22 protein-coding genes and 1 tRNA gene are annotated in these 20,724 nt (G+C 71.9%); 9 read left to right on the forward strand and 14 right to left on the reverse strand.

Annotated elements, in window-relative coordinates:
* Positions 1-25 precede the first annotated feature (25 nt).
* From cysS to BJ965_RS20870, 3 genes are all read left to right on the forward strand, one after another.
* A complete protein-coding gene (cysS, locus tag BJ965_RS20860) occupies positions 26-1,423 on the forward strand; it encodes a cysteine--tRNA ligase (RefSeq protein ID WP_184910023.1) in 1,398 nt (465 codons plus the stop codon).
* Between the two features lie 131 nt (positions 1,424-1,554).
* On the forward strand, positions 1,555-2,496 hold the full coding sequence (gene rlmB, locus BJ965_RS20865) for a 23S rRNA (guanosine(2251)-2'-O)-methyltransferase RlmB (RefSeq protein WP_184910024.1): 942 nt from the start codon (positions 1,555-1,557) through the stop codon (positions 2,494-2,496).
* Between the two features lie 128 nt (positions 2,497-2,624).
* On the forward strand, positions 2,625-4,307 hold the full coding sequence (locus BJ965_RS20870; RefSeq protein WP_184910025.1) for a DoxX family protein: 1,683 nt from the start codon (positions 2,625-2,627) through the stop codon (positions 4,305-4,307).
* 252 nt (positions 4,308-4,559) lie between these two features.
* On the opposite strand, the gene BJ965_RS20875 is transcribed toward BJ965_RS20870, so the two are convergent.
* From BJ965_RS20875 to BJ965_RS20890, 4 genes are all read right to left on the reverse strand, one after another.
* The gene (locus BJ965_RS20875; protein WP_184910026.1) at positions 4,560-5,291 is read right to left on the reverse strand and encodes a nucleotidyltransferase family protein; all 732 of its coding nucleotides are present in this window, start codon (positions 5,289-5,291) and stop codon (positions 4,560-4,562) included.
* Between the two features lie 99 nt (positions 5,292-5,390).
* Positions 5,391-5,840 carry a hypothetical protein gene (locus tag BJ965_RS20880; RefSeq protein WP_030849191.1) on the reverse strand — a complete coding sequence of 150 codons (450 nt, stop codon included), beginning with the start codon at positions 5,838-5,840 and terminating at the stop codon, positions 5,391-5,393.
* A 218-nt stretch (positions 5,841-6,058) separates the two neighbouring features.
* On the reverse strand, positions 6,059-7,147 hold the full coding sequence (locus BJ965_RS20885) for an ABC transporter ATP-binding protein (protein WP_030849194.1): 1,089 nt from the start codon (positions 7,145-7,147) through the stop codon (positions 6,059-6,061).
* Between the two features lie 205 nt (positions 7,148-7,352).
* Positions 7,353-8,321 carry a helix-turn-helix transcriptional regulator gene (locus BJ965_RS20890; RefSeq protein ID WP_184910027.1) on the reverse strand — a complete coding sequence of 323 codons (969 nt, stop codon included), beginning with the start codon at positions 8,319-8,321 and terminating at the stop codon, positions 7,353-7,355.
* Positions 8,322-8,425: 104 nt separating this feature from the next.
* Here BJ965_RS20890 and BJ965_RS20895 point away from each other — a divergent pair, with 104 nt between their 5' ends.
* From BJ965_RS20895 to BJ965_RS20905, 3 genes are all read left to right on the forward strand, one after another.
* Complete coding sequence (locus BJ965_RS20895; protein WP_184910028.1) at positions 8,426-8,833, forward strand: DUF3224 domain-containing protein; 408 nt, start codon at positions 8,426-8,428, stop codon at positions 8,831-8,833.
* A gap of 98 nt (positions 8,834-8,931) precedes the next feature.
* Positions 8,932-9,005: transfer RNA gene (locus BJ965_RS20900), tRNA-Thr, on the forward strand.
* Positions 9,006-9,184: 179 nt separating this feature from the next.
* Positions 9,185-9,778 carry a DUF4352 domain-containing protein gene (locus tag BJ965_RS20905; RefSeq protein WP_184910029.1) on the forward strand — a complete coding sequence of 198 codons (594 nt, stop codon included), beginning with the start codon at positions 9,185-9,187 and terminating at the stop codon, positions 9,776-9,778.
* Between the two features lie 23 nt (positions 9,779-9,801).
* On the opposite strand, the gene BJ965_RS20910 is transcribed toward BJ965_RS20905, so the two are convergent.
* The 4 genes from BJ965_RS20910 to BJ965_RS20925 all read right to left on the reverse strand — a co-directional run bounded on the left by BJ965_RS20910 (position 9,802) and on the right by BJ965_RS20925 (position 14,541).
* Entirely contained in the window at positions 9,802-10,701 is a 900-nt protein-coding gene (locus BJ965_RS20910) for an aminoglycoside phosphotransferase family protein (protein WP_184910030.1), read from the reverse strand.
* A gap of 60 nt (positions 10,702-10,761) precedes the next feature.
* On the reverse strand, positions 10,762-12,264 hold the full coding sequence (locus BJ965_RS20915; protein ID WP_184910031.1) for an MFS transporter: 1,503 nt from the start codon (positions 12,262-12,264) through the stop codon (positions 10,762-10,764).
* Positions 12,265-12,332: 68 nt separating this feature from the next.
* A complete protein-coding gene (locus BJ965_RS20920) occupies positions 12,333-13,316 on the reverse strand; it encodes a zinc-binding dehydrogenase (RefSeq protein WP_184910032.1) in 984 nt (327 codons plus the stop codon).
* A 64-nt stretch (positions 13,317-13,380) separates the two neighbouring features.
* On the reverse strand, positions 13,381-14,541 hold the full coding sequence (locus BJ965_RS20925) for an FAD-dependent oxidoreductase (RefSeq protein ID WP_184910033.1): 1,161 nt from the start codon (positions 14,539-14,541) through the stop codon (positions 13,381-13,383).
* A 129-nt stretch (positions 14,542-14,670) separates the two neighbouring features.
* On the opposite strand from BJ965_RS20925, the gene BJ965_RS20930 reads away from it, so the two are divergent.
* A complete protein-coding gene (locus tag BJ965_RS20930) occupies positions 14,671-15,348 on the forward strand; it encodes a pentapeptide repeat-containing protein (protein WP_184910034.1) in 678 nt (225 codons plus the stop codon).
* A gap of 9 nt (positions 15,349-15,357) precedes the next feature.
* On the opposite strand, the gene BJ965_RS20935 is transcribed toward BJ965_RS20930, so the two are convergent.
* Both BJ965_RS20935 and BJ965_RS20940 read right to left on the reverse strand, forming a co-directional pair.
* Positions 15,358-15,516 (reverse strand): hypothetical protein, encoded by a 159-nt coding sequence (locus BJ965_RS20935; RefSeq protein ID WP_184910035.1) that lies wholly within the window; start codon positions 15,514-15,516, stop codon positions 15,358-15,360.
* 66 nt (positions 15,517-15,582) lie between these two features.
* Positions 15,583-16,083, reverse strand: a complete 501-nt coding sequence (locus BJ965_RS20940) for a hypothetical protein (RefSeq protein WP_184910036.1) — start codon at positions 16,081-16,083, stop codon at positions 15,583-15,585.
* A 7-nt stretch (positions 16,084-16,090) separates the two neighbouring features.
* Between BJ965_RS20940 and BJ965_RS20945 the strand changes: the two genes are divergently transcribed.
* Positions 16,091-17,536 carry a M1 family metallopeptidase gene (locus BJ965_RS20945; RefSeq protein WP_184917378.1) on the forward strand — a complete coding sequence of 482 codons (1,446 nt, stop codon included), beginning with the start codon at positions 16,091-16,093 and terminating at the stop codon, positions 17,534-17,536.
* A 4-nt stretch (positions 17,537-17,540) separates the two neighbouring features.
* On the opposite strand, the gene BJ965_RS20950 is transcribed toward BJ965_RS20945, so the two are convergent.
* Together BJ965_RS20950 and BJ965_RS20955 are read right to left on the reverse strand one after the other, a co-directional pair.
* The gene (locus BJ965_RS20950; RefSeq protein ID WP_184910037.1) at positions 17,541-18,053 is read right to left on the reverse strand and encodes a GNAT family N-acetyltransferase; all 513 of its coding nucleotides are present in this window, start codon (positions 18,051-18,053) and stop codon (positions 17,541-17,543) included.
* Between the two features lie 238 nt (positions 18,054-18,291).
* Entirely contained in the window at positions 18,292-18,867 is a 576-nt protein-coding gene (locus BJ965_RS20955) for a TerD family protein (protein ID WP_030829245.1), read from the reverse strand.
* 146 nt (positions 18,868-19,013) lie between these two features.
* On the opposite strand from BJ965_RS20955, the gene arfB reads away from it, so the two are divergent.
* Positions 19,014-19,451 (forward strand): alternative ribosome rescue aminoacyl-tRNA hydrolase ArfB, encoded by a 438-nt coding sequence (gene arfB / locus BJ965_RS20960; protein WP_030849230.1) that lies wholly within the window; start codon positions 19,014-19,016, stop codon positions 19,449-19,451.
* Here the strand turns inward: arfB and BJ965_RS20965 are convergent.
* Together BJ965_RS20965 and BJ965_RS20970 are read right to left on the reverse strand one after the other, a co-directional pair.
* Complete coding sequence (locus BJ965_RS20965; RefSeq protein ID WP_184910038.1) at positions 19,448-19,915, reverse strand: GNAT family N-acetyltransferase; 468 nt, start codon at positions 19,913-19,915, stop codon at positions 19,448-19,450. The genes arfB and BJ965_RS20965 overlap by 4 nt on opposite strands.
* 45 nt (positions 19,916-19,960) lie before the next feature.
* Positions 19,961-20,545 (reverse strand): flavin reductase family protein, encoded by a 585-nt coding sequence (locus BJ965_RS20970; protein ID WP_184910039.1) that lies wholly within the window; start codon positions 20,543-20,545, stop codon positions 19,961-19,963.
* Positions 20,546-20,724 lie beyond the last annotated feature (179 nt).

The following is a 20,724-nucleotide window of genomic DNA, read 5'->3' on the forward strand; positions in this document are numbered from 1 at the left end:
CCCCGGGGCCCACTACCCTGGAGTGGTGACTATTCGCCTGTACGACACCAGCGCCCGGCAGATCCGTGACTTCTCCCCGCTCCAGCCGGGTTGCGTCTCGATCTACCTGTGTGGTGCCACCGTGCAGGCCGCCCCGCACATCGGGCACATCCGCTCCGGGCTGAACTTCGACATCATGCGCCGCTGGTTCGAGTACCGCGGCTACGACGTCACGTTCGTGCGGAACGTGACGGACATCGACGACAAGATCATCGCCAAGTCGGCCGACCGGAACCGCCCGTGGTGGGCCATCGGCTACGAGAACGAGCGCGCCTTCAACGACGGCTACACCGTGCTCGGTTGCCTGCCGCCCACCTACGAGCCGCGGGCCACCGGCCACATCACCGAGATGGTCGAGATGATGCGCGGCCTCATCGAGCGCGGGCACGCCTACGAGGCCGACGGCAGTGTCTACTTCGACGTCCGCTCCTGGCCCTCCTACCTGGAGCTGTCCCGGCAGGACCTCGACGAGATGCGGCAGCCCGCCGAGGAGGGCATCACCGGCAAGCGCGACCCGCGTGACTTCGCCATGTGGAAGGCGGCGAAGCCGGGGGAGCCGAGCTGGGAGACGCCGTTCGGGCGAGGTCGCCCGGGCTGGCACCTGGAGTGCTCGGCGATGGCCCACAAATACCTCGGGACCGCCTTCGACATCCACGGCGGTGGCCTCGACCTGGTCTTCCCGCACCATGAGAACGAGATCGCGCAGGCCAAGGCCTACGGCGACGACTTCGCCGCCTACTGGGTGCACAACGCCTGGGTCACCATGAGCGGCGAGAAGATGTCCAAGTCGCTCGGCAACTCGGTCCTGGTCAGCGAGATGGTCAAGCGCTGGCGTCCCATCGTGCTGCGCTACTACCTCGGCACCCCGCACTACCGGTCGATGATCGAGTACAGCGAGGAGGCGCTGCGCGAGGCCGAGTCGGCGTTCGCGCGGATCGAGGGCTTCGTGCAGCGCGTGGTGGAGAAGGCCGGCGTCGTCGAGCCCGCCCCCGAGGTGCCGCTCGCCTTCGCCGAGGCCATGGACGACGACCTGGGCGTGCCGCAGGCGCTCGCCGTGGTGCACACCACCGTCCGGCAGGGCAACAGCGCGCTGGCCGCCGACGACAAGGAAGCCGCCGTGGCCCGGCTCGCCGAGGTCCGCGCGATGCTCGGCGTGCTCGGCCTCGACCCGCTGGACCCCCAGTGGGCCGGGGAGGGCGACCGCGGCGACGACCTGCACGGCGTGGTCGACACGCTCGTCCGCATGGTCCTCGACCAGCGCGAGGCCGCCCGGGCCCGCAAGGACTGGCCCACCGCGGACGCCATCCGCGACCAGCTCGGCCAGTCCGGCCTGGTCATCGAGGACGGCCCGCAGGGGCCGCGCTGGAGCCTCGGCCCGCGCTGAGACGAGCCCCACGGGCTGATCGACTGTGCCGCCCGGGCCTCCGGGCGGCACACTGCATAGACGGAACAGACGTACACAGCCGTACGGACACGATCGTACGTACGCATCACTTCACGGAGACGAGTAGCTCAATGGCCGCGAACAACCGCCGCATGTCCGGCAAGAAGGGCGCGCAGGTCGGCAGTGGCGGCCAGCGACGCCGGGGCCTCGAAGGCAAGGGCCCCACCCCGCCCGCCGAGATGCGCAAGGGACACAAGAAGAACCGCGTCGCCAACGCCAAGGCGAAGCAGGCCGTCCGCCGGCCCACCGTGCGCGGCCGCGGCGGCAAGGGCACGTCCGAGCTGGTCGTCGGACGCAACCCGGTCCTGGAGGCGCTGCGCGAGGGCGTCCCGGCCTCGACCCTCTACGTCCAGCAGTTCATCGACAACGACGAGCGGGTGCGCGAGGCTCTCCAGGTCGCCGCCGAGCGCGGCGGGATCAACCTCATGGAGGCCCCGCGTCCCGAGCTGGACCGGATGACCAACGGTCTCAACCACCAGGGCCTGGTCCTCCAGGTCCCGCCGTACGAGTACGCCCACCCCGAGGACCTGGCGTCCGCCGCCTACGACGACGGTGTCGACCCGCTGATCGTCGCCCTCGACGGTGTCACCGACCCGCGCAACCTCGGCGCGGTCGTCCGCTCCGTCTCCGCCTTCGGCGGGCACGGTGTGGTCGTCCCGGAGCGTCGCGCGGCCGGCATGACGGCCGGTGCCTGGAAGACGTCCGCCGGTGCGGCGGCCCGCACCCCGGTCGCCCGTGCCACGAACCTCACCCGGGCCCTGGAGGCGTACAAGAAGGCCGGTATCACCGTCGTCGGCCTGGCCGCCGACGGCGAGTCCGAGGTCGGCGAGCTTCCGGCGCTGGACGGCCCCGTCGTCATCGTCGTCGGCAGCGAGGGCAAGGGGCTGTCCCGGCTGGTCGGGGAGACCTGTGACCACCGGGTGCGGATCCCGATGCCGGGCGGCGCGGAGTCGCTCAACGCCGGTGTGGCGGCGGGCATCGTGCTGTACGAGGCGGCCCGCCGACGCAGCTGAACAGGCGTCCGGAACTTCACCCGTACGGGGTAATTCCGGTGTCATCGGGGCGACGAGGACAAGCTTGACGGGGTCCGGACAGATCCGGCGGGTCAAAGCAGTGTCCTAACCCGACGTCACTCGGTTAGATGAGTGTGGACACCAGAACACCCCGCACACCCACGGGGGACCGCTCGTCGGGACTCGACGACGCTCCCGCGCTGAGCATGGTGAAGGTGCCGAGCGACCCGGCGCAGGTCATCGTCAACCACGCGAGCTTCCGCGTGCAGTTGGGCGTATCGACGCGTCGTCTCCAGTCCCCCCGGGTCGCACGGCATCTGACCGCCACCGAGGACACCGCCCGCATCCCCCAGGTGGGGGGCGAGGCGGACGGGGCCACCGCCCGCCGCCGGCCGGTCGTCTGGAGCGGCAGATCCGCCCCCGACGACACCGGCGCGCACCGGCTCCTGCAGGCGGTGCGGCACGAGAGCGTCCGCCACGCCGACGAGCCCGCCTCCGACACCGGAGCCACCCAGGTCATCTCCCGCGTGGGACCGGGCTACGACGGCCCGGGCTACCAGGGCGCGGGCCACGACGGCTACGGCTACGGGGACGACCTCGCCCATACCGTCGAGACCCCGGTCGTCGGCCCCCAGCGCACCCACGAGCCCGCCGACGGCACCCGGCTGCTGCCGCCCATGCGCACCGTCGGCAGCACCTACGACGAACCGGCCTACGCGGACGACGAGTTCGAGGAGTCCGACACCGACGCGGACGGCACCGGCCGCCGGGCCAAGCGGCACGGCGACGACCCGGCCCGGCACGCCTACTACCCGGGCCGCCGGATGAACCTCGGCGTCGTCCTGCTGCCGCTGCGCGTCTTCCTCGGCTTCATCTCGATCTACGCCGGCATGGGCAAACTGTGCGACCCCGTCTACTTCGAAGGCGGCAAGCGCGGCTCCATGGTCAAGTGGCTCAACACCCTGCACCCGTGGGAAGTTGCCGAGCCACTGCGCCAGTTCGCCCTCGAGCACCCGGTCGGCGCCGGTCTGGTCATCGCCTTCGCGCAGGTCATCGTCGGCGTCCTGACGGTGCTGGGCTGCTGGCAGCGCGTCGCCGCCTGCCTCGGCGCCCTGCTGTCGGCCGCGCTGCTGGTCACGGTCAGCTGGAAGAGCGTCCCGGCCTACGAGACCCCCGACATCATCTATCTCGCCGCGTGGTCCCCGCTGATCATCGCCGGTGCGCCCGTCTACTCCGTGGACGGCCGTCTCGCCGGCAGTGCCTGGCGTCGGCTCGGCCCCCGCGCCGACATCTGGGACCTGCGCCGCTACGTGCTGCGCCGGGGTGCCCTCGTCACGGCCATCGTCACCGGCATCACCCTGCTCGTCGGCTCGCTGCTCGGCGGCGCCGTCCGTGACGCCGACCGGGTCGTCGTCCCGGGCCCCGGCGAGGCCCCGCGCAACGAGCTGCCCGGCTCCCCGCTCCCGGGTGAGCCCGACAAGCGGCAGGACAAGCGGACCCCGTCGGCCTCCTCGTCGCCCACCCAGGGCGCCACGGCCGGCTCGGCGAGCCCCAGCGCGGGCACCACGACCAGGCCGGACGCCACGCGCGACACCGGCACGGTCACCGGTGGCGCCCCCAGCCAGACCCAGGGCACCGCGGGCCAGGTCCCGCCCCAGCAGTCCACCCCGGAGAACCAGGCCCCGAGCACCACGACCGGCCCCACCTCCGGCGGCACGGCGACGGGCGGCTCGGGCTCGACGGGCGGCTCGGGCACCGGCGGCTCGTCCTCCACGGGCCGACCGGGCCTGGTGGGCGGCCTGCTGGGCTAGCGGCCGACCGGAGCGACAGAAGGCCCCGCATCACGCAGATGCGGGGCCTTCTCACGCGTAGGAGACAAGGCTCATCAAGGGGCAAGCGGGCTCGGGGACAAGGGCCTCATGGGGCGCGGGGAACTGCGCGACGAGCCACGACGAGCGGTCAGCCGCCGACGGGAAGCAACCGGCCGAGTCTCGGCGTTTGAACGTCCCAGCTCCTTGACGGGGGAGGCCGGCCCTCGCCACCCGGCCCAACCGGCGGAGCCCTCAGCGCCCCAACGCGGCCAGTTCCTTCGCCGCCTCCGTCAGATCCTTCGCCGTGTCGATGGCCCGCCAGTACGACCCCTGGGGAATCGTGAACCCGGCCAGCCGCCGCTCACGGGCCAGATGGGGAAACGTCGTCCGCTCATGATCGCCCCGGTGCGGCAACAACCCGGCGAACTCGGGGGAGAAGACGTACACGCCGGCGTTGATCTCGAACGTCGACGGCGGCGCCTCGATGAAGTCGGTGATGCGCCCGAACCCGTCGGTCTGCACCGCTCCCCACGGCAGCCTGGGCCGCGCCAGCGCCAGCGTCGCGACGGCGTCCCGCTCGGCGTGGAAGTCGGCCATGTCCCGCAGCGAGAACCGCGTCCAGATGTCCCCGTTGGTCGCGTACCACGGCTGGTCGGGGTGCGGGAGATGCGCCGCGGCGTACTTGAGGCCGCCACCGCGCCCGAGCGGCTCCGGCTCGACGACCGTTGTGACGGCGACGGGCAACTCGGCTGTCTCCAACCACTTCTGCAGCACCTCGGCGAGATGGCCGCAGGAGACCACGACGTCCGTCACACCCTCGTCGGCGAGCCAGGACAGCTGATGGCCGATGATCGGCGTCCCCGTCCCGGGGATCTCGACCATCGGCTTGGGCCGGTCGTCGGTGTACGGACGCAGCCGGGAGCCCTGGCCGCCGGCCAGAACGACGGCTTGAACGGGGCGGGACGCGGCGCTCGGATCGCTCATGGACACGAACTGTACGTGGCGTCCCGCCCGGGACGGCGGCCGACGATCGATCTCACGTCAGCCGTAATGGACTTCCCACCCGTCGGCAGGGCGGTGCGCTCAGCTGTGCGCGGCGGCGACGCCGGTGGCGAAGGCGGTGTCGCAGACCGGGCGCGCGTAGGACTGGGCGCGGGTGGGGCCGTAGACGCGGACGGCTGCCTGGCCGAGGGCGCGGGCGATGGACGCGCAGTGCTTCGCCAGCGACGGACGGCCGTTGACGGCCTGCTGGAGGTGGGTGAGGGCGACGCCCGGGTCCTCCTCCTGCAGTTCGGTCAGCAGCTTGTCGCGCAGGACGTCCTGGGGGGCACGCTTGGCGACCCGTGGGGAACCCACGGAGGTGTCCGCGGCGGTGAGCACCGGGTCGGTGGAGTTCCCCGACCAGTTGACTCGGGTGACCGCGAGGGTCCCGGAGAGCACCAGGACGACGGGCAGGACGAAAGCGAGGGTGCGGCCGATCCGGCGGGCGGGGCCCCGGCCGCGTCGCGTCTGTTGGTTCATGGAGTGCTTCACGCGTGTGAGGGTAGCGCCCCGTAATGGTTTGTAGACATTTAGTCACCGGTTCGGGGGATGAGAGAGTGCCACTTTCCGGGTATGGCGTTGACGCACAAAGCTCGAAAAGTCCGGTCTGCCGGGGTATTTGTCGACAACGACGAGGGCCCCGCAGCACGCTGCGGGGCCCTCGTCGTCAACCTGGGTGATTCACCCGGGGTCGTGCGTCTGCTGGTTGATCAGTCGGACAGGCGCGCACCCGTCGACGTCGAGAACACGTGGGTCTCGCCGGAGCGGGGCACGACGTGCAGCTGGCTGCCCTTCTCCGGGACGTCACGGCCGCTGACGCGGACGACGAGGTCCTTGGATTCGTCGCCGACCTTGGCGGTGCCGTAGACGTACGCGTCGGCGCCGAGCTCCTCGACGACGTTCACCGTGACCGCGAGGCCCAGCTCGGCGTCCGGGCCGGCCACCTCGAAGTGCTCGGGGCGGACGCCGACGGTGACGGTCTTGTCGGTGGCGGCGGCGATCGCGTCGCGCTGCACCGGCACGACCGACTTGCCGAACTTCACACCGCCGTCGGTGATCGGCACCTCGACGAGGTTCATCGCCGGGGAGCCGATGAAGCCGGCCACGAAGAGGTTGGCGGGCTTGTCGTACATGTTGCGCGGGGTGTCGATCTGCTGGAGCAGACCGTCCTTGAGGACCGCCACACGGTCGCCCATCGTCATGGCCTCGACCTGGTCGTGGGTGACGTAGACGGTGGTGATGCCCAGGCGGCGCTGGAGCGAGGCGATCTGCGTACGCGTGGACACCCGGAGCTTGGCGTCCAGGTTGGACAGCGGCTCGTCCATGAGGAACACCTGGGGCTCACGCACGATGGCGCGGCCCATGGCGACACGCTGGCGCTGACCGCCGGAGAGCGCCTTCGGCTTGCGGTCCAGGTAGTCGGTGAGGTCGAGGATCTTCGCTGCCTCCTCGACCTTCTGCCGGATCTCCGCCTTGTTGACGCCGGCGATCTTGAGCGCGAAGCCCATGTTGTCGGCGACGGTCATGTGCGGGTAGAGCGCGTAGTTCTGGAACACCATGGCGATGTCCCGGTCCTTGGGCGGCAGGTGCGTGACGTCGCGGTCACCGATGCGGATGGCGCCGCCGTTGACGTCCTCGAGCCCCGCGAGCATGCGGAGCGAGGTGGACTTGCCGCAGCCGGAGGGGCCGACGAGGACGAGGAACTCGCCGTCCTCGATGTCGATCTCCAGCGCGTCGACGGCGGGCTTGGTGGAACCCGGGTAGATCCGGGTCGCCTTGTCGAACGAGACTGTGGCCATGGTGAATGAACCCCTTCTACCGGCAGGAACGTGCCGGACGATCCGAGTAGGAAGGCGGTGCCACGACGGGTGTTCCGTTGTGGTGTAGTCCACGCGTGTGAACTGGCTCAGGACGGTACCTGGCGTTCACACGTCTGTCAGTAGTTCCGGGCCTGTGAACTTCGCGGAAATTTTCGAAGCGGCACGTCACGGCTGTGCTGCCGGCTCATGTCTCCCCGTACCGGTCCGCCAGCACCGCTACCGCCCGGGCCACGGCCTGCCGCAGGCCGGGAGGGCCGAGGACCTCGGCCTCCGGGCCGAGCCGGAGCAGGTCGCCCACGGCCACCGCCTCGGACTCGACGGTGAGCTCCACCTCCACCCAGCCGTCCCCGTCGGGCGGACCTGCGCTCTCCAGGGCCCGTACGCCCGCCGCTCCGAACTGCATCGGCAGCAGCCGCCGCGCGCGGGGCGAGATCCGCAGCCGTGCGGTGTCCTGCCGCAGGGCGGCCTCCAGGCGCCGGGAGGACTCGGCCCAGGAGGCGGCCAGGTCGAACCCCGCCGGGCGCTCGAAAACCTCCCCCGTGTCCTCCACGTCCAGCACGCGCGACACCCGGTAGGTCCGTACGGCCTCCTCCGCCAGGGCCACCAGGTACCAGATGCCGCCCTTCAGGACGAGCCCCAGCGGCCGCACCTCCCGGCGCACCTCGCCGCGCCACCGCCGGTAGTGCAGCCGCAGCACCCGCCGCTCCCACACGGCCGCGGCAACGGCTTCCAGACACGGCACCGGGTCGGCCTCCCGGAACCACGCGGGTGCGTCGAGGTGGAATCGCTCCTGGACCCGCCGCGCCTGCCCGGACAGCTCGGCCGGCAGGGCCGCCTGGACCTTCAGCTGGGCACTGGCCAGCACCGCCCCGAGCCCCAGGTCCCGCGCGGGCCCGGGCATCCCGGCGAGGAAGAGCGAACCGGCCTCGGCGTCGGTCAGGCCGGTCAGCCGGGTCCGGTACCCGTCGACCAGCCGGTAGCCGCCCTCGGGCCCCCGGTCCGCGCACACCGGCACACCGGCCGCCCCCAGCGCCTCGACGTCGCGGTAGACCGTCCGCACCGACACCTCCAGCTCGGCGGCGAGCTCGGGCGCGGTCATCCGGCCGCGGTTCTGGAGCAGCAGGAGCAGGGAGAGGAGCCGGTCGGCGCGCATAGGGCCATTGTCCGGGCGTGCGTCGCCGTACCTGACAGGAGATGTCAGGTACGGCGCCCAGACTGGTCGTGGAAGTCCGGCTGAACGAACCGAGGGGACACACCATGCGCACCACGACCGGCCACTTCACCTTCGCCGACTGGCAGGAACGCGTGATCGGCCCCGGCGAGGACGCGAACCCGCGCCTGGCCCACGCCTCCGTCCGGAACACCTTCACCGGCGGCATCGAGGCCGCCGGGACGCACTGCGAGTACGCGATCGTCTACGTCACCGCGAAGACCGGCTCCTTCAGCGGCATGGAACTCCTCACGGGCAGCGTCGACGGCCGTGAGGGGAGCTTCGCGGTCGAGGAGCGGGGGTTCTTCGACGAGGACGGAACCGTGCACTGCACCTTCGAGGTGGTGCCGGGCTCGGGAAGCGGGCAGTTGTCGGGCCTGAAGGGCAAGGGCGGCTTCACAGCACGGCACGGCGAGCCGGCTGTGCCGTACCGCTTCGAGTACGAGACGCCGTGACCGCGACCCCGGCCCGAACGGAACTTCGTGGCTCGGCGTAACGGGCTCTGTGTACAGTGGAGCCGCCCTCGCGCGCGGCAACGCGACACACGGCGCCCGCCTCCTTAGCTCAGCTGGCCAGAGCAACGCACTTGTAATGCGTAGGTCGTCGGTTCGAATCCGACAGGGGGCTCCGCTGAACCCCAGGTCGGGTGTGATCCGACCTGGGGTTTGCGTCGATGTGATGCTTACCTGTTTCGACCCCAGGTAGGCAGCTGCGGGTGCGACACGATCCCCCTTCGGCGTGTGCGCGCCTCCTGCGAGAAGCAGCATGGGTGGTGTCCTGCTGGGTGCTCTCCCGGTGGAGGTCCGATGCGCCGCACCTTCGGTTTGGTTCTCGCCGCTTTCATCGCAGTCGCTGTCGGTTGTGCCGGCGACAAGGAGGTCACCACTCAACCGGACTCCAGCCCGCCGCTCACCACCGCGCCTACGCCGCGGCCCGCCACCTCCTCGGCGACCAGCCCGGCGCCGTCCGGGCCGGCCTCCGCCTCCGTGGGTGACGTTCTCGACCTCAAAGGCCTGGAGGACGGCGAGGCCCTCGCCGTCACCGTGGTGAGGGTGGTGGACCCGGCCCGGGCCGAGGACGAGTACTCCACTCCGGACGCGGGCAAGCGATTCGTGGCCGTCCAGTTCCGGCTGAAGAACACCGGCACCGCCGTCTACTCCGACTCCCCGGGCAACGGGGCCCGGCTCGTCGACGCTCAGGGCCAGCAGTTCGACTCGACGTATGAGGGGACCGCCGCGGGCCCCGGTTTCCCGGGAAGCGTCACGGCCGCACCGGGTGACAGCGTCCTGGGGTTCATCACCTTCGAGGTCCCGGCAGGCTCCCGGATCGCCAAGGTCCAGTTCGCGATGAGCAGCGGCTTCGCAGGCAATACCGGTCAGTGGGACGTCACGGCGCGCTGACCGCGGAGGGACCGCGGCATCGGTCAGCGCCCGTGGCCGCGTAGCCGGCGGGCGATCTCCAGCTGGCCGTCGTCGGCCGGGCGGCCGTCCTCGATGTCCCACAGGGCGTTCTGGAGGAGACGGGCGAGGGTCCAGGCGTGGGCTCGGGGGCGGTCCAGGGCGAGGATGTCGGTCATGGCGTCGAAGCGCCAGAGGATGTCGTCGGGGTCGTAGCGGTTGTCGAGGGCCGGCCACAGTTCGAAGCCGGGGTCGCCGGCGAGGGGCTTGGGGTCGATCGCGAGCCAGGGGGCGCGGGTGCCGGCAAGGACGTTCTCGTCGTGCAGGTCCCAGTGGAGGAGGCGGTCGCCGGGCTCGTCGATCACCTCGCGTACGGCGGCCGCGCAGTCGGCGACGACGCGGCGGGCCTCGGGGTCGGGGATGCGGCCGAGGGCCCACGGGGTCCGGTCGAGCATGCCCTGCGCGATGTCGCCGAGGCGGCGCATGCCGGGCGGCGCGGGGAAGGAGGTGAGATGGGCCAGGAGTTCGGCGATGGTGACCACGGCCTGGTGGGGGTCCGGCAGATGGGACAGCATGCGGGTCTCGTCGAGGCGTTCCAGCAGCATGGTGCCGGTGGGCTCGTCGAGGTCGAGGAGGCGTACGGCTCCGTCGCCGTTCCAGGCGCGCAGTGCGACCGGTTCGCCCTCGCTCTCCTCGTCGAGGATCTGGAGCTTGAGGACCGCCGGGGTGCCGTCGGTGGTCCGGACGACCGGGACGACCAGGGCGCAGACGCCGTGCATGGGCGTGCCGTCGGGTCTCAGGTCCCAGTGGTCGAGGAAGCGGGCCGTCTGCTCGGGCAGCCCGGCGATGAAGGCGCGGCCCGCCTCGCCGTTGAACTTCTCCTGTGATGCCGCCAGTTCCCGGGGGATGTCGATCACTCCCGGCACGGTAGTGGCGCGCGCGGGGCGGGTCAGGCGAATTTCGCCCGGGCCCGGGCTCCGGGTCCCTCAGACCACCGGTTCCGGCACGGGTGTGTCCGTCGGGGTGCCGTGCTTCGGGGCCTTCTTCGTCACCATCAGGCCCGCGATGAGCCCGGCCAGCAGCATGATGCCGGCGGCCCACCAGATGGCGACGGTGTAGCCGTGGACGACGCCCTCGCGCATCACCCGGGTGCGGTCGGAGGGGTCGGTGAGGTGCGCGGTGACGTACGTCGCGGTGCTGGTCGTCGCGATGGTGTTGAGCAGGGCCGTGCCGATGGAGCCGCCGACCTGCTGCGAGGTGTTGACCGTCGCGGACGTCACGCCCGAGTCCTGGGGGGCGACGTCCGCGGTGGCGGTGGCGAAGACCGGCATGAACGTCAGGCCCATGCCGAGGCCGAGCAGCAGCAGCGCGGGCAGGATCTCGGAGGCGTAGGAGGAGTGCGTCGTGATCTGGGTGAGGAGCACCATGCCGGTCGCGGCCAGGACCATGCCGGGGACCATCAGCATGCGCGGCGGCACGCGCTGGAGGAGCCGGGCGGAGATCTGCGTGGAGCCGATGATGATCGCGCCGGTGAGGGGCAGGAAGGCCAGGCCCGTCTTGACGGGGGAGTACGCGAGGACGGCCTGGAGGTAGTACGTCATGAACAGGAACAGGCCGAACATGCCGATCACGGCCAGCGCCATGGTCAGGAAGCAGCCGGCGCGGTTGCGGTCGCGGATGATGTGCAGCGGCAGCAGCGGGCTGGGCGCCCGGGACTGCCACCACACGAACACCGCGAGCAGGACGACGCCCGCGGCGAACAGCGCCAGCACCAGCGCGTCGGTCCAGCCCCGGGACTCGGCCTCGCTGAAGCCGTAGACGATCGCGACGAGTCCGCCGCAGCCCAGCAGGACGCCGGGGACGTCGAGGCGGGCGCCGGTGTGGCCGGGGCGGTCGTGCAGCAGGGTGAGTGCGCCGAACAGGGCGACGATCGCGATGGGCACGTTGACGTAGAGGCACCAGCGCCAGTCCAGGTACTCGGTGAGCAGCCCGCCGACCATGAAGCCGATCGCGGCGCCGCTGCCGGCCAGGGCGCCGTAGATGCCGAAGGCCTTGCCGCGCTCCTTGGGGTCGGTGAACGTCGTCGTCAGCAGGGACAGCGCGGAGGGGGCCAGGACGGCGGCGAAGGCGCCCTGGAGCGCGCGGGCGCCGAAGAGCATGCCCGCGTTGATTGCGGCGCCGCCGAGCGCGGAGGCGGCGGCGAAGCCGACCAGCCCGATGACGAAGGTCCGCTTGCGGCCCACCAGGTCGGCGATCCGGCCGCCCAGCAGGAGCAGTCCGCCGAAGGCGAGGGTGTAGGCGGTGATCACCCACTGCCGGTTGCCGTCGGACATGCCGAGGTCGCGCTGGGCGGAGGGCAGGGCGATGTTCACGATGGTCGCGTCGAGCACGACCATGAGCTGGGCCAGGGCGATGACGACCAAGCCCCACCAGCGGCGCGGGTCGGTGTCCACGGGAGGGCCCTGTTCGCCTGTCCGGGTGACACTCATCCCGTCAGAAGACCATGGATCCAGGCGGCCTGCATCCGCGGATCCTTCGCCGCTGGTGGGGCGTCGGGTCATGGCTCCAGAACCACCTTTCCGATCGTGCCGCGGGTCTCCAGCGCGCGGTGCGCGGCCGCGGCCTCGGCGAGCGGGAAGCGCTGCACGGCGGGGGTGAGCCGGCCCGCGGCGGCCTCGGTGAGGGCGCGCAGTTCGAGGGTGCGGATGGGGTCGGGCCCGCCGGCCTTCCCCAGCATCACCGGGCCGAGGACCTGCTCGGAGACGCCGTCGACGAGGTAGGGCCCGCCGTCCCGGATGCCTTCGCCGGACCAGCCGAAGACGATGTGCTTGCCGCCGGGACCGAGGAGGCCGACGGCCTCGCGGGCGATGTCGCCGCCGACGCCGTCGAAGACGACGGTCGCCCTCCGGCCGCCGAGGTGCGCACGGACCTTCGCGGGCCAGGCGGGGTCCTTGTAGTCGACGGCGAGGTCGGCGCCGCCCTCCTGCACGCGCGCGGTCTTCTCCGGCCCGCCCGCGAGGCCCACGACCGTCGCTCCGGCGTTCTTGGCGTACTGCACGAGAAGCGTGCCGATGCCTCCGGCCGCGGCCGGGACGATCACCACCGAGTCGGGGCCGAGCTCGGCGAACTGGAGGATGCCCATCGCCGTACGGCCCGTGCCGATCATGGCGACGGCCTCGGCGAAGTCCAGATCGCCCGGGATCTCGTGCAGGCGCTCGACCTCGGTGACGGCCAGCTCGGCGTAGCCCCCGGGGACGAAGCCGAGGTGGGCGACGACCCGTCTGCCGAGCCACAGGGCGGGGACGCCGTCACCCAGGGACTCGACGACCCCGGCGACCTCGCGGCCGGGGACCGTGGGCAGGGTCGCCGGCTCGTGGGCCGGGCCGCCCGGCATGCCCTCGCGCAGGGCGGCGTCCAGGAGGTGGACGCCCGCCGCCCGCACGGCGATGCGGACCTGGCCGGGGCCCGGCCGGGGGTCCTCGGCCTGTTCGTAGGTGAGGTTCTCGGCCGGGCCGAAGGCGTGCAGGCGGATGGCGCGCATGACAGCTCCTCTGGAGGGCGTTCGTTTCCTCTGACGGGGCGTTCGCTGCGACCAGCTTTCAACCTCAAGCTTGCTTGAGGTCAAGCGCGCGTCGTCCGAGGGCCAGCGAGACCGCCGTCAGGGCGCTGTTGAAGGAGACCTCCGACAGCACACCGGGAGCCGCGACCTGGTCGCCGGCGAGGTAGACCCCGTCGCCCCGGTCCACGGCCGGACGGTCGCGCCAGCTGGTGCCGGGCGGATCGACCGCGCCCGTACGGCCGCTCGCGACCGACTCGCGCCGCCAGGTGACGCGCTCCCGCCAGCCCGGGAAGCCGAGGTCGAGCAGCTGCTCGGCACGGGCGGTGCCGTCGGCCTTGGACTCGTGCGGGGCGAGGGGGATCTGCCCCTGGATCAGCTGCTCGCCGGCGGGGGCGAGACTGCGGTCCTGGGCGGTGAACCGCTCCAGCCAGCCGGGCGCGTCCAGGTCCGAGATCGCGAAGGCGTCTCCGCGCCGGGTGCGCACGGCCAGGTCGACCAGGGCGGTACGGCCGCTCGGCCAGGTCAGGGAGTCGTCGCCGAGCAGGCGGCGGGCGGCGTCCAGGGAGGTGGCGACGACGACGGGCGTGTCCGTGGGGAGCGTGTCGACACGGGACAGCGTCTCCATCCGGACGCCCAGGTTCCAGGCGCGGGCGGCCATCCGGTCGACGAGGCTCGCCCAGCCGCCGCGCGGGTAGTGCGCCTCGGGCGGCAGCTTGGTGGCGCGGCGCAGCCGCTCCTGCACGAACGCGGCCGACAGCGACCCGGGGTCGTGGTGGAACAGGGCGACCGCCGAGTAGTGGGCGGCGGCCCGGGCCCCCTCCTCGCCCGCGATGTCCGTCGCCCAGGTCAGGAAGTCCGCGTCCACGGGCGCCTGGCGGCCCGTCCGGCGCAGCAGCTTCAGCATCGCGAAGGGCGGGGTGCGGCGCAGCACGCCCTGGTGCCGCAGCCGGAGCCGGGCGGCCTCCAGGGGCGGGAGCGGGGCGAGCGGGCCGATGAGGTCCCGCTGCTTGAGCCAGGCCCAGTGCGGGCCGCCGTTGTAGAGGGCGTGCGGGCCCTCGTTGGTGCGGTACGGGCCCTCGGCGGTGCGCGCCCGGCCGCCGAGGGTGTGATGGGCCTCGTGGATGGTGACCTTGGCGCCCGCCTCGGCAGCGGTGATCGCCGCGGTCAGTCCGGCGAGGCCACCGCCGATGACGGTGATGCGGTGCATGGCTGGAGATCTCCCTCGGGTCGGGGTCGCCTTCTGTGAGTACGACCGATCGAGGGCCCCGGAATGTGACATCACCGGTGTCCGTGCAGGTCAAGGCCTGTTGTCAGTGGCGGGGTGCAGCATGGGCGCATGGCGAGGAGAGCGGCGGGCGGTACGGGTGTGAAGGGCGCGCGGCGACCGGAGGTGCGGCTGCCGGTGCTGGAGCCGTACGAGGGCGGCGGGCTGGAGCCGGACGGGGACTACGACGGGCTGGACTTCCGGGAGGCCGACCTCGCCGGGCAGGACGGGTCGGGCGCCCGTTTCATGGACTGCGCCCTGACGGGCTGCGCGCTGGACGAGACCCGGCTGCGGCATGCCCGCGTCCTGGACTCCACCCTCACCGCCGTCCGGGGCGTCGGCACCGACCTCGCCGAGGCGACCCTGCGCGATGTGGAGTTGACCGACGCCCGGCTCGGCGGACCGCAGTTGCACGGGGCGGTGCTGGAGCGGGTGCTGATCCGCGGCGGCAAGATCGACTATCTGAACCTGCGCACGGCCCGGCTCAGGGACGTCGTCTTCGAGGGCTGCGTGCTGGTCGAGCCGGATTTCGGCGGCGCCCGCCTGGAGCGCGTGGAGTTCGTCGACTGCGCCCTGAAGGGCGCCGACCTGCACGCGGCGACCCTCACGGACGTCGACCTGCGCGGCGCCGCGTCCCTGGAGATCAGCCGCGGGCTGGACCGGCTGTCGGGGGCCGTGATCAGCACGGCGCAACTGCTGGACCTGGCGCCGGTGCTGGCCGCGCAGTGGGGGATCCGGGTGGAGGGGTGACGGGGTTTCTCACCTCCCGTACCAGCCCTCCGATCCCGCCTGCTCCGGGCAGTCGTAGGACTGGTGCAGCCCGATGAGGGCGTTGCCCTGACCCGGTCCTTCACCGCCGACGACGGCCGGTGGACTGACCTTGTGGTTCATCCCGTAGGTCACGCGCCCCTGCGTCATGCTCCCGCTCTCCCCGTGTCAGGTACTGATCACCGGTGACGGTGTCATCGCGGTCGCGGGAACGCCTCAGGAGACCCGGGGGAAGCGGGCCTGGAGGGTCCAGATCGCCGGGTTCTCCGCGAGGTCGTCGTGCAGGTCGGTGAGGTCGGCGATCAGGTCGTGCAGGAAGTCCCGTGCCTCGCGGCGCAGTTCGCTGTGGGAGACGGTGAGTGCGGGCTCCTCCGCGCGCATCCAGTCGGCCTCGATGTCCACCCAGCCGAAGCGGCGCTCGAACAGCATCCGGTCCGTCGACTCGGTGAAGTCCAGCTCCGCCCGCTGCGGCCGGGACGCCCGCGAGCCCGCCGGGTCCCGGTCGATCCGCTCCACGATGTCGCACAGCGCCCACGCGAAGTCGAGCACCGGCACCCATCCCCAGGCTGTGGACACCTCGTGGTCCGTCTTGGTGTCCGCCAGATAGACGTCCCCGCAGAACAGGTCGTGCCGCAGCGCCCGGACGTCCGCGCGGCGGTAGTCGGTCTGCGGCGGGTCGGGGAAGCGGTTGGAGAGGGCGTAGCCGATGTCGAGCACGGGGGTGATGGTGTCACGCGATCGTAGGATCACGAGCGTGGCCCGATCTGTACGTCTTGTCCGCCCGCTGCCCGCCGCCCCCCTGCTGGCATGCGCGCTCGTCCTCAGCGCGTGCGGCGGCGGGGTGCACGGCACCCCGGGCGGCTCCGGCGTCCGCGACCCGTACTTCCCGAAGGCCGGCAACGGCGGCTACGACGTCGCCCACTACGGCCTGCGCCTCGCCTACGACCCCGACGCCCACCACCTCACCGGCACGGCCACCCTCACCGCCCGCGCGGCCGAGGACCTCTCCGCGTTCAACCTCGACCTGCTCGGCATGGAGGTCGAGCAGGTCACCGTCGGCGGCGAGACCGCCCGCTTCAACCGCGCCGGGCAGGAACTCACCGTCCGCCCGCCCGGAGACATCGACCGGGGCGGCACGTTCCGCGTGACCGTCCGCTACTCCGGAACGCCCGAGACCGTCACCGACCCGGACGGCACCCAGGAGGGCTGGCTGCGCACCACGGACGGGGTGCTCGCACTCGGCGAGCCGACGGGGTCGATGGCGTGGTTCCCCGGCAACCACCACCCCTCCGACAAGGCGGCCTACGACCTCGCGGTGACCGTGCCGAAGGGGCTGCGGGCCGTCTCCAACGGGGAGTTGCGCAGCGAGCGGACCGCGCGGGGCCGTACGACGTTCGTGTGGCACAGCGGCCAGCCGATGGCGAGCTACCTCGCCACCCTCGCGATCGGCCGCTTCGACATCAGCCGCTCCAGGGCCGGGGACCTGCCCCTGTACACGGCCGTCGACCCGGCCGAGGCGGCGGCGAGCCGGCCCGTGCTCGGGCGGATTCCGGAGGTGCTGAGGTGGGCGGAGGGGAGGTTCGGGCCGTACCCCTTCTCCTCCACCGGCGCGATCGTCGACAGCGCGGCCTCCGTCGGCTACGCCCTGGAGACACAGACCCGGCCGGTCTTCCCCGGCGCCCCCGACCTCACGCTGCTCGTCCATGAGCTCGCCCACCAGTGGTACGGCGACTCCGTCACGCCCGAGAGCTGGCGGGACATGTGGCTCAACGAGGGGTTCGCGACCTACGCGGAGTGGCTGTGGGAGGAGGACCACGGCGGGGACAGCGCGCAGGAGACGTTCGACGCGGTGTACTCCGGCGCTTACTTCGACACGAAGGAGGCCGGGGAGGAGATCTGGGAGTTCCCGCCGGCGGACCCGCCGAACGCCGGGCAGATCTCCGACCCGCCCGTGTACTGGCGGGGGGCGATGGTGCTGCAGAAGGTGCGGCAGGCCGTCGGGGACGACCGGTTCTTCCCGATCCTGCGGGGGTGGGCGGCCGCGTACCGGCACGGCAACGCCGATACCTCCGACTTCACGGCCTACGTGGAGAAGCAGGTGCCCGGGAAGGACCTGGAGAGCGTCTGGGACGCGTGGCTGTACGGGGAGGGGAAGCCGGAGCAGCCCTGAGGCCTCACGGCCCGGTCAGTTCCTTGCGCAGGACCGCGCAGGGGCGCCCCAGCTGCTTGTCCTCACGATGGTCGACGACCTCGTAGCCGAGGGCGGTCCAGAAGGCCAGGGCCTTCGGGTTGTTGGCCAGGACGGCCAGGCGGACGGCGGTGCGGCCGGCCGCGCGGAAGCGGTCCTCCACCAGTGCGGCCAGGCGACGGCCGTGGCCCTGGCCGTGCAGGCTCGCGTCCACCATCAGCAGGCCGATCCACGGGTCCGGGTCGGCGGGGTCGGGGTGGTGCGCGAGGGTGACGGCGATGCCGGTCAGGCGGCCGGGGCTGCGGGCGAGCAGGATCTCGGTGCCGCTTCGCTCCCGCTCCTCGGACAGTGCGGTGGCGACCTGCTCGGGGCGGATGCCGTGCGGGTCGGGGAAGTCGCCGCTGAGGGTGTGGAACGCATGGTTGGAGGCGTAGAGGGCGGTCAGCTCCGTGAGGAGGGAATCGGCCAGAGGGTCCGCGGGCAGGGGGTCGAGGATCATTGGGGAGACGTATCTCTGGTGGAGGGGCCTCGATGCGCCGTAGGGGCTCGGGGTCTTGGCCGGTGCGGGTGGGGTGTGGCTTGTCGCGCCCCGCGGCGGAGCCACCGATGCGGCACGGCCCCGCGCCCCCCTGAGGGCGAAGTCCCCGGGCGGCGCAGTTTCCCCGCGCCCCCTGAGGCGAAGCCCCCCGCACCGGTCGTCCGGCCGGGGGGCTTCCCGCGAAACGCTCAGGCGTCCGTCAGACGTTCACGCCGAAGTCCTGGGCGATGCCGACCAGGCCCGAGGCGTAGCCCTGGCCGACCGCGCGGAACTTCCACTCCGCGCCGTTGCGGTAGAGCTCGCCGAAGACCATGGCCGTCTCCGTCGCCGCGTCCTCCGACAGGTCGTAGCGGGCGATCTCCGCGCCGCCGGCCTGGTTGACGATGCGGATGTAGGCGTTGCGGACCTGGCCGAAGTTCTGCGAGCGGTTCTCCGCGTCGTAGATCGAGACCGGGAAGACGATCTTGTCGATGTCGGCCGGGAGGGCGGCGAGGTTGACGTTGATCGCCTCGTCGTCGCCGGCGCCCTCGCCGGTGCGGTTGTCGCCCGTGTGGACGATGGTGTTGTCCGGCGTCTGCTTGTTGTTGAAGAACACGAAGTGGGCGTCCGAGTAGACCTTGCCCTGCGTGTTGACCGCGATCGCGGAGGCGTCGAGGTCGAAGTCCGTGCCGGTGGTGGTGCGGACGTCCCAGCCGAGGCCCACGGTGACGGCGGTCAGGCCCGGAGCCTCCTTGGTGAGCGAGACGTTGCCACCCTTGGACAGGCTTACAGCCATTGTTGGGAGTCCCTTCCCTCGTTTACGTACGGCAAAGAAGCTACAGCTACCCCCTTGAACGTGGAGAGGGGTACGCGAGGTTCCAGCTCCTTTACTTTCTTTACTCACGATTATTCGGGTGACGTGGACGGGACAGAAGCGGGAACATGGACGGCATGTCCGGTTCCCACGTCATCCGCGGCTCCGTCTCCCTGCCCGAGGCCGAGCTCATGTGGCGTTTCTCGCGGTCGTCGGGGCCGGGCGGGCAGCACGTCAACACCAGCGACTCGAAGGTCGAGCTGAGCTTCGACCTGGCGAAGACCGAGGCACTGCCCGCGGTGTGGAAGCAGCGCGCCCTGGAGCGGCTGGCGGGGCGCCTGGTCGACGGTGTCGTCACCGTCCGCTCCTCCGAGCACCGCTCCCAGTGGCGCAACCGCGAGGCCGCCGCCGTACGCCTCACCGCGCTCCTGGCCGAGGCCACCGCACCCCCGCCCAAGCCCCGCAAGCCGACCCGGATTCCCCGGGGCATCAACGAACGCCGGCTGCGGGAGAAGAAGCAGCGCTCGGAGACGAAGCGGGGGCGCGGCGCGCAGAACTGGGGCTAGGTCAGCTCCAGCACGCCCACGGTCTGGCCTCCGGAGGTCTCCCCGTTCGGGCGGAAGCCGAGTCCCAGGTAGAAGCCCTCCGGGCCGTCGGGTCCCGGGTGCCAGGTGACGTAGAGCTCTTCACTGCCGCGCCGGCGCAGTTCGGCCGCCACGGCCTCGACGGCGAAGCGGCCGTACCCCTTGCCCTGCTCCCCGGCAGCGATGTTCAGCCGCCACAGGCCCGAGCGGAAGGCGCTGCCGTCCTCGAACCAGTCGATGCCGAGGCAGGCCATGAGGAAGCCGACCGGGCGGTCGCCGTCGACGATCAGGCGGGGCCAGGCGTGGCCGGGATGGACGTAGGCCTCGGCGAGCGACTTCACCACGGGGGCGACGGCGTGTTCCTGGTCGGGGCGGACGCGGATGCCGAGGGCGGCGTCGAGGTTTCGGGGGGTGATCTCCTCGAGCCGCGGGCCGGTCGTCGTCATGGGCGCACCCTAGGCGGGGGGCACGGCACCCGGCCAGCGAATTCCTCAGCCCAACTGCCGGTACCTGCCGCGGAAGTACGTCAGGGGGCCGCCCTCCGCGCTGGGGACGGCGGCGGTCAGGACCCGGCCGATGACCAGGGTGTGGTCGCCGGCGGGCACGCGTTGCTCGGTGCGGCACTCCAGGACGGCCAGGGCGCCGCCGACCATCGGGGAGCCGCTGTACTCGCCGCGCGTGTACGGGATGTCCGCGAACAGCAGCCGGTCGCTGACCCGGCCCTTCATCGCGAAACGGCCCGCGATGTGCCGCTGGCTCTCGGAGAGGACCGAGACCGCCCACAGGTCCTGCTCCTCCAGCAGCTCGTCCATACGGGAGCCCTCGCGCAGGCTCACCAGCACCAGGGGCGGGTCCAGGGACACCGACATGAAGGCCGTGGCCGTCATGCCCACGTCCTCGCCGCCCGGCGCCGTCGGGTCGTCCGGGTCGAGCGGCGGCTCCTGCGCGGTCACCAGGACCACGCCCGAGGCCAGCCGGGACATGGCGGCGCGGAACTCGTCGTTGCTCACCCCCTCAGCATGCCCGGAGGTGGGTGACGGAATGATCGGGGACGTGGCAGCGGGAGTGTTCGGCACACCGGAGACGCTAATCTCCGTCCCGCGCGCCCCGCATCGGGCTCCCGCCCGATCACGGTCCTAGGACTCGCGACGGACATCCGCGGTCTCCGGCGGTCACCAGGGAAATACATGTGCGCAACCCGACAAAGTTTGCGTTCGGGAGAGCATGTGAAGAACGCAGAAACTCCACTCAATTG

The sequence above is a fragment of the Streptomyces luteogriseus genome, assembly GCF_014205055.1.
In the GTDB taxonomy this organism is placed as follows: Bacteria; Actinomycetota; Actinomycetes; order Streptomycetales; family Streptomycetaceae; genus Streptomyces; species Streptomyces luteogriseus.

Bases quoted from the DNA above. Each gene is read 5' to 3' on its own strand.
- rlmB (WP_184910024.1), top strand. From the start codon at position 1,555: ATGGCCGCGAACAACCGCCGCATGTCCGGCAAGAAGGGCGCGCAGGTC.
- BJ965_RS20870 (WP_184910025.1), top strand. From the start codon at position 2,625: ATGAGTGTGGACACCAGAACACCCCGCACACCCACGGGGGACCGCTCG.
- BJ965_RS20875 (WP_184910026.1), bottom strand. From the start codon at position 5,291: ATGAGCGATCCGAGCGCCGCGTCCCGCCCCGTTCAAGCCGTCGTTCTG.
- BJ965_RS20885 (WP_030849194.1), bottom strand. From the start codon at position 7,147: ATGGCCACAGTCTCGTTCGACAAGGCGACCCGGATCTACCCGGGTTCC.
- BJ965_RS20890 (WP_184910027.1), bottom strand. From the start codon at position 8,321: ATGCGCGCCGACCGGCTCCTCTCCCTGCTCCTGCTGCTCCAGAACCGC.
- BJ965_RS20895 (WP_184910028.1), top strand. From the start codon at position 8,426: ATGCGCACCACGACCGGCCACTTCACCTTCGCCGACTGGCAGGAACGC.
- BJ965_RS20905 (WP_184910029.1), top strand. From the start codon at position 9,185: ATGCGCCGCACCTTCGGTTTGGTTCTCGCCGCTTTCATCGCAGTCGCT.
- BJ965_RS20915 (WP_184910031.1), bottom strand. From the start codon at position 12,264: ATGAGTGTCACCCGGACAGGCGAACAGGGCCCTCCCGTGGACACCGAC.
- BJ965_RS20920 (WP_184910032.1), bottom strand. From the start codon at position 13,316: ATGCGCGCCATCCGCCTGCACGCCTTCGGCCCGGCCGAGAACCTCACC.
- BJ965_RS20925 (WP_184910033.1), bottom strand. From the start codon at position 14,541: ATGCACCGCATCACCGTCATCGGCGGTGGCCTCGCCGGACTGACCGCG.
- BJ965_RS20930 (WP_184910034.1), top strand. From the start codon at position 14,671: ATGGCGAGGAGAGCGGCGGGCGGTACGGGTGTGAAGGGCGCGCGGCGA.
- BJ965_RS20935 (WP_184910035.1), bottom strand. From the start codon at position 15,516: ATGACGCAGGGGCGCGTGACCTACGGGATGAACCACAAGGTCAGTCCA.
- BJ965_RS20945 (WP_184917378.1), top strand. From the start codon at position 16,091: ATGGTGTCACGCGATCGTAGGATCACGAGCGTGGCCCGATCTGTACGT.
- BJ965_RS20950 (WP_184910037.1), bottom strand. From the start codon at position 18,053: ATGATCCTCGACCCCCTGCCCGCGGACCCTCTGGCCGATTCCCTCCTC.
- BJ965_RS20955 (WP_030829245.1), bottom strand. From the start codon at position 18,867: ATGGCTGTAAGCCTGTCCAAGGGTGGCAACGTCTCGCTCACCAAGGAG.
- arfB (WP_030849230.1), top strand. From the start codon at position 19,014: ATGGACGGCATGTCCGGTTCCCACGTCATCCGCGGCTCCGTCTCCCTG.
- BJ965_RS20965 (WP_184910038.1), bottom strand. From the start codon at position 19,915: ATGACGACGACCGGCCCGCGGCTCGAGGAGATCACCCCCCGAAACCTC.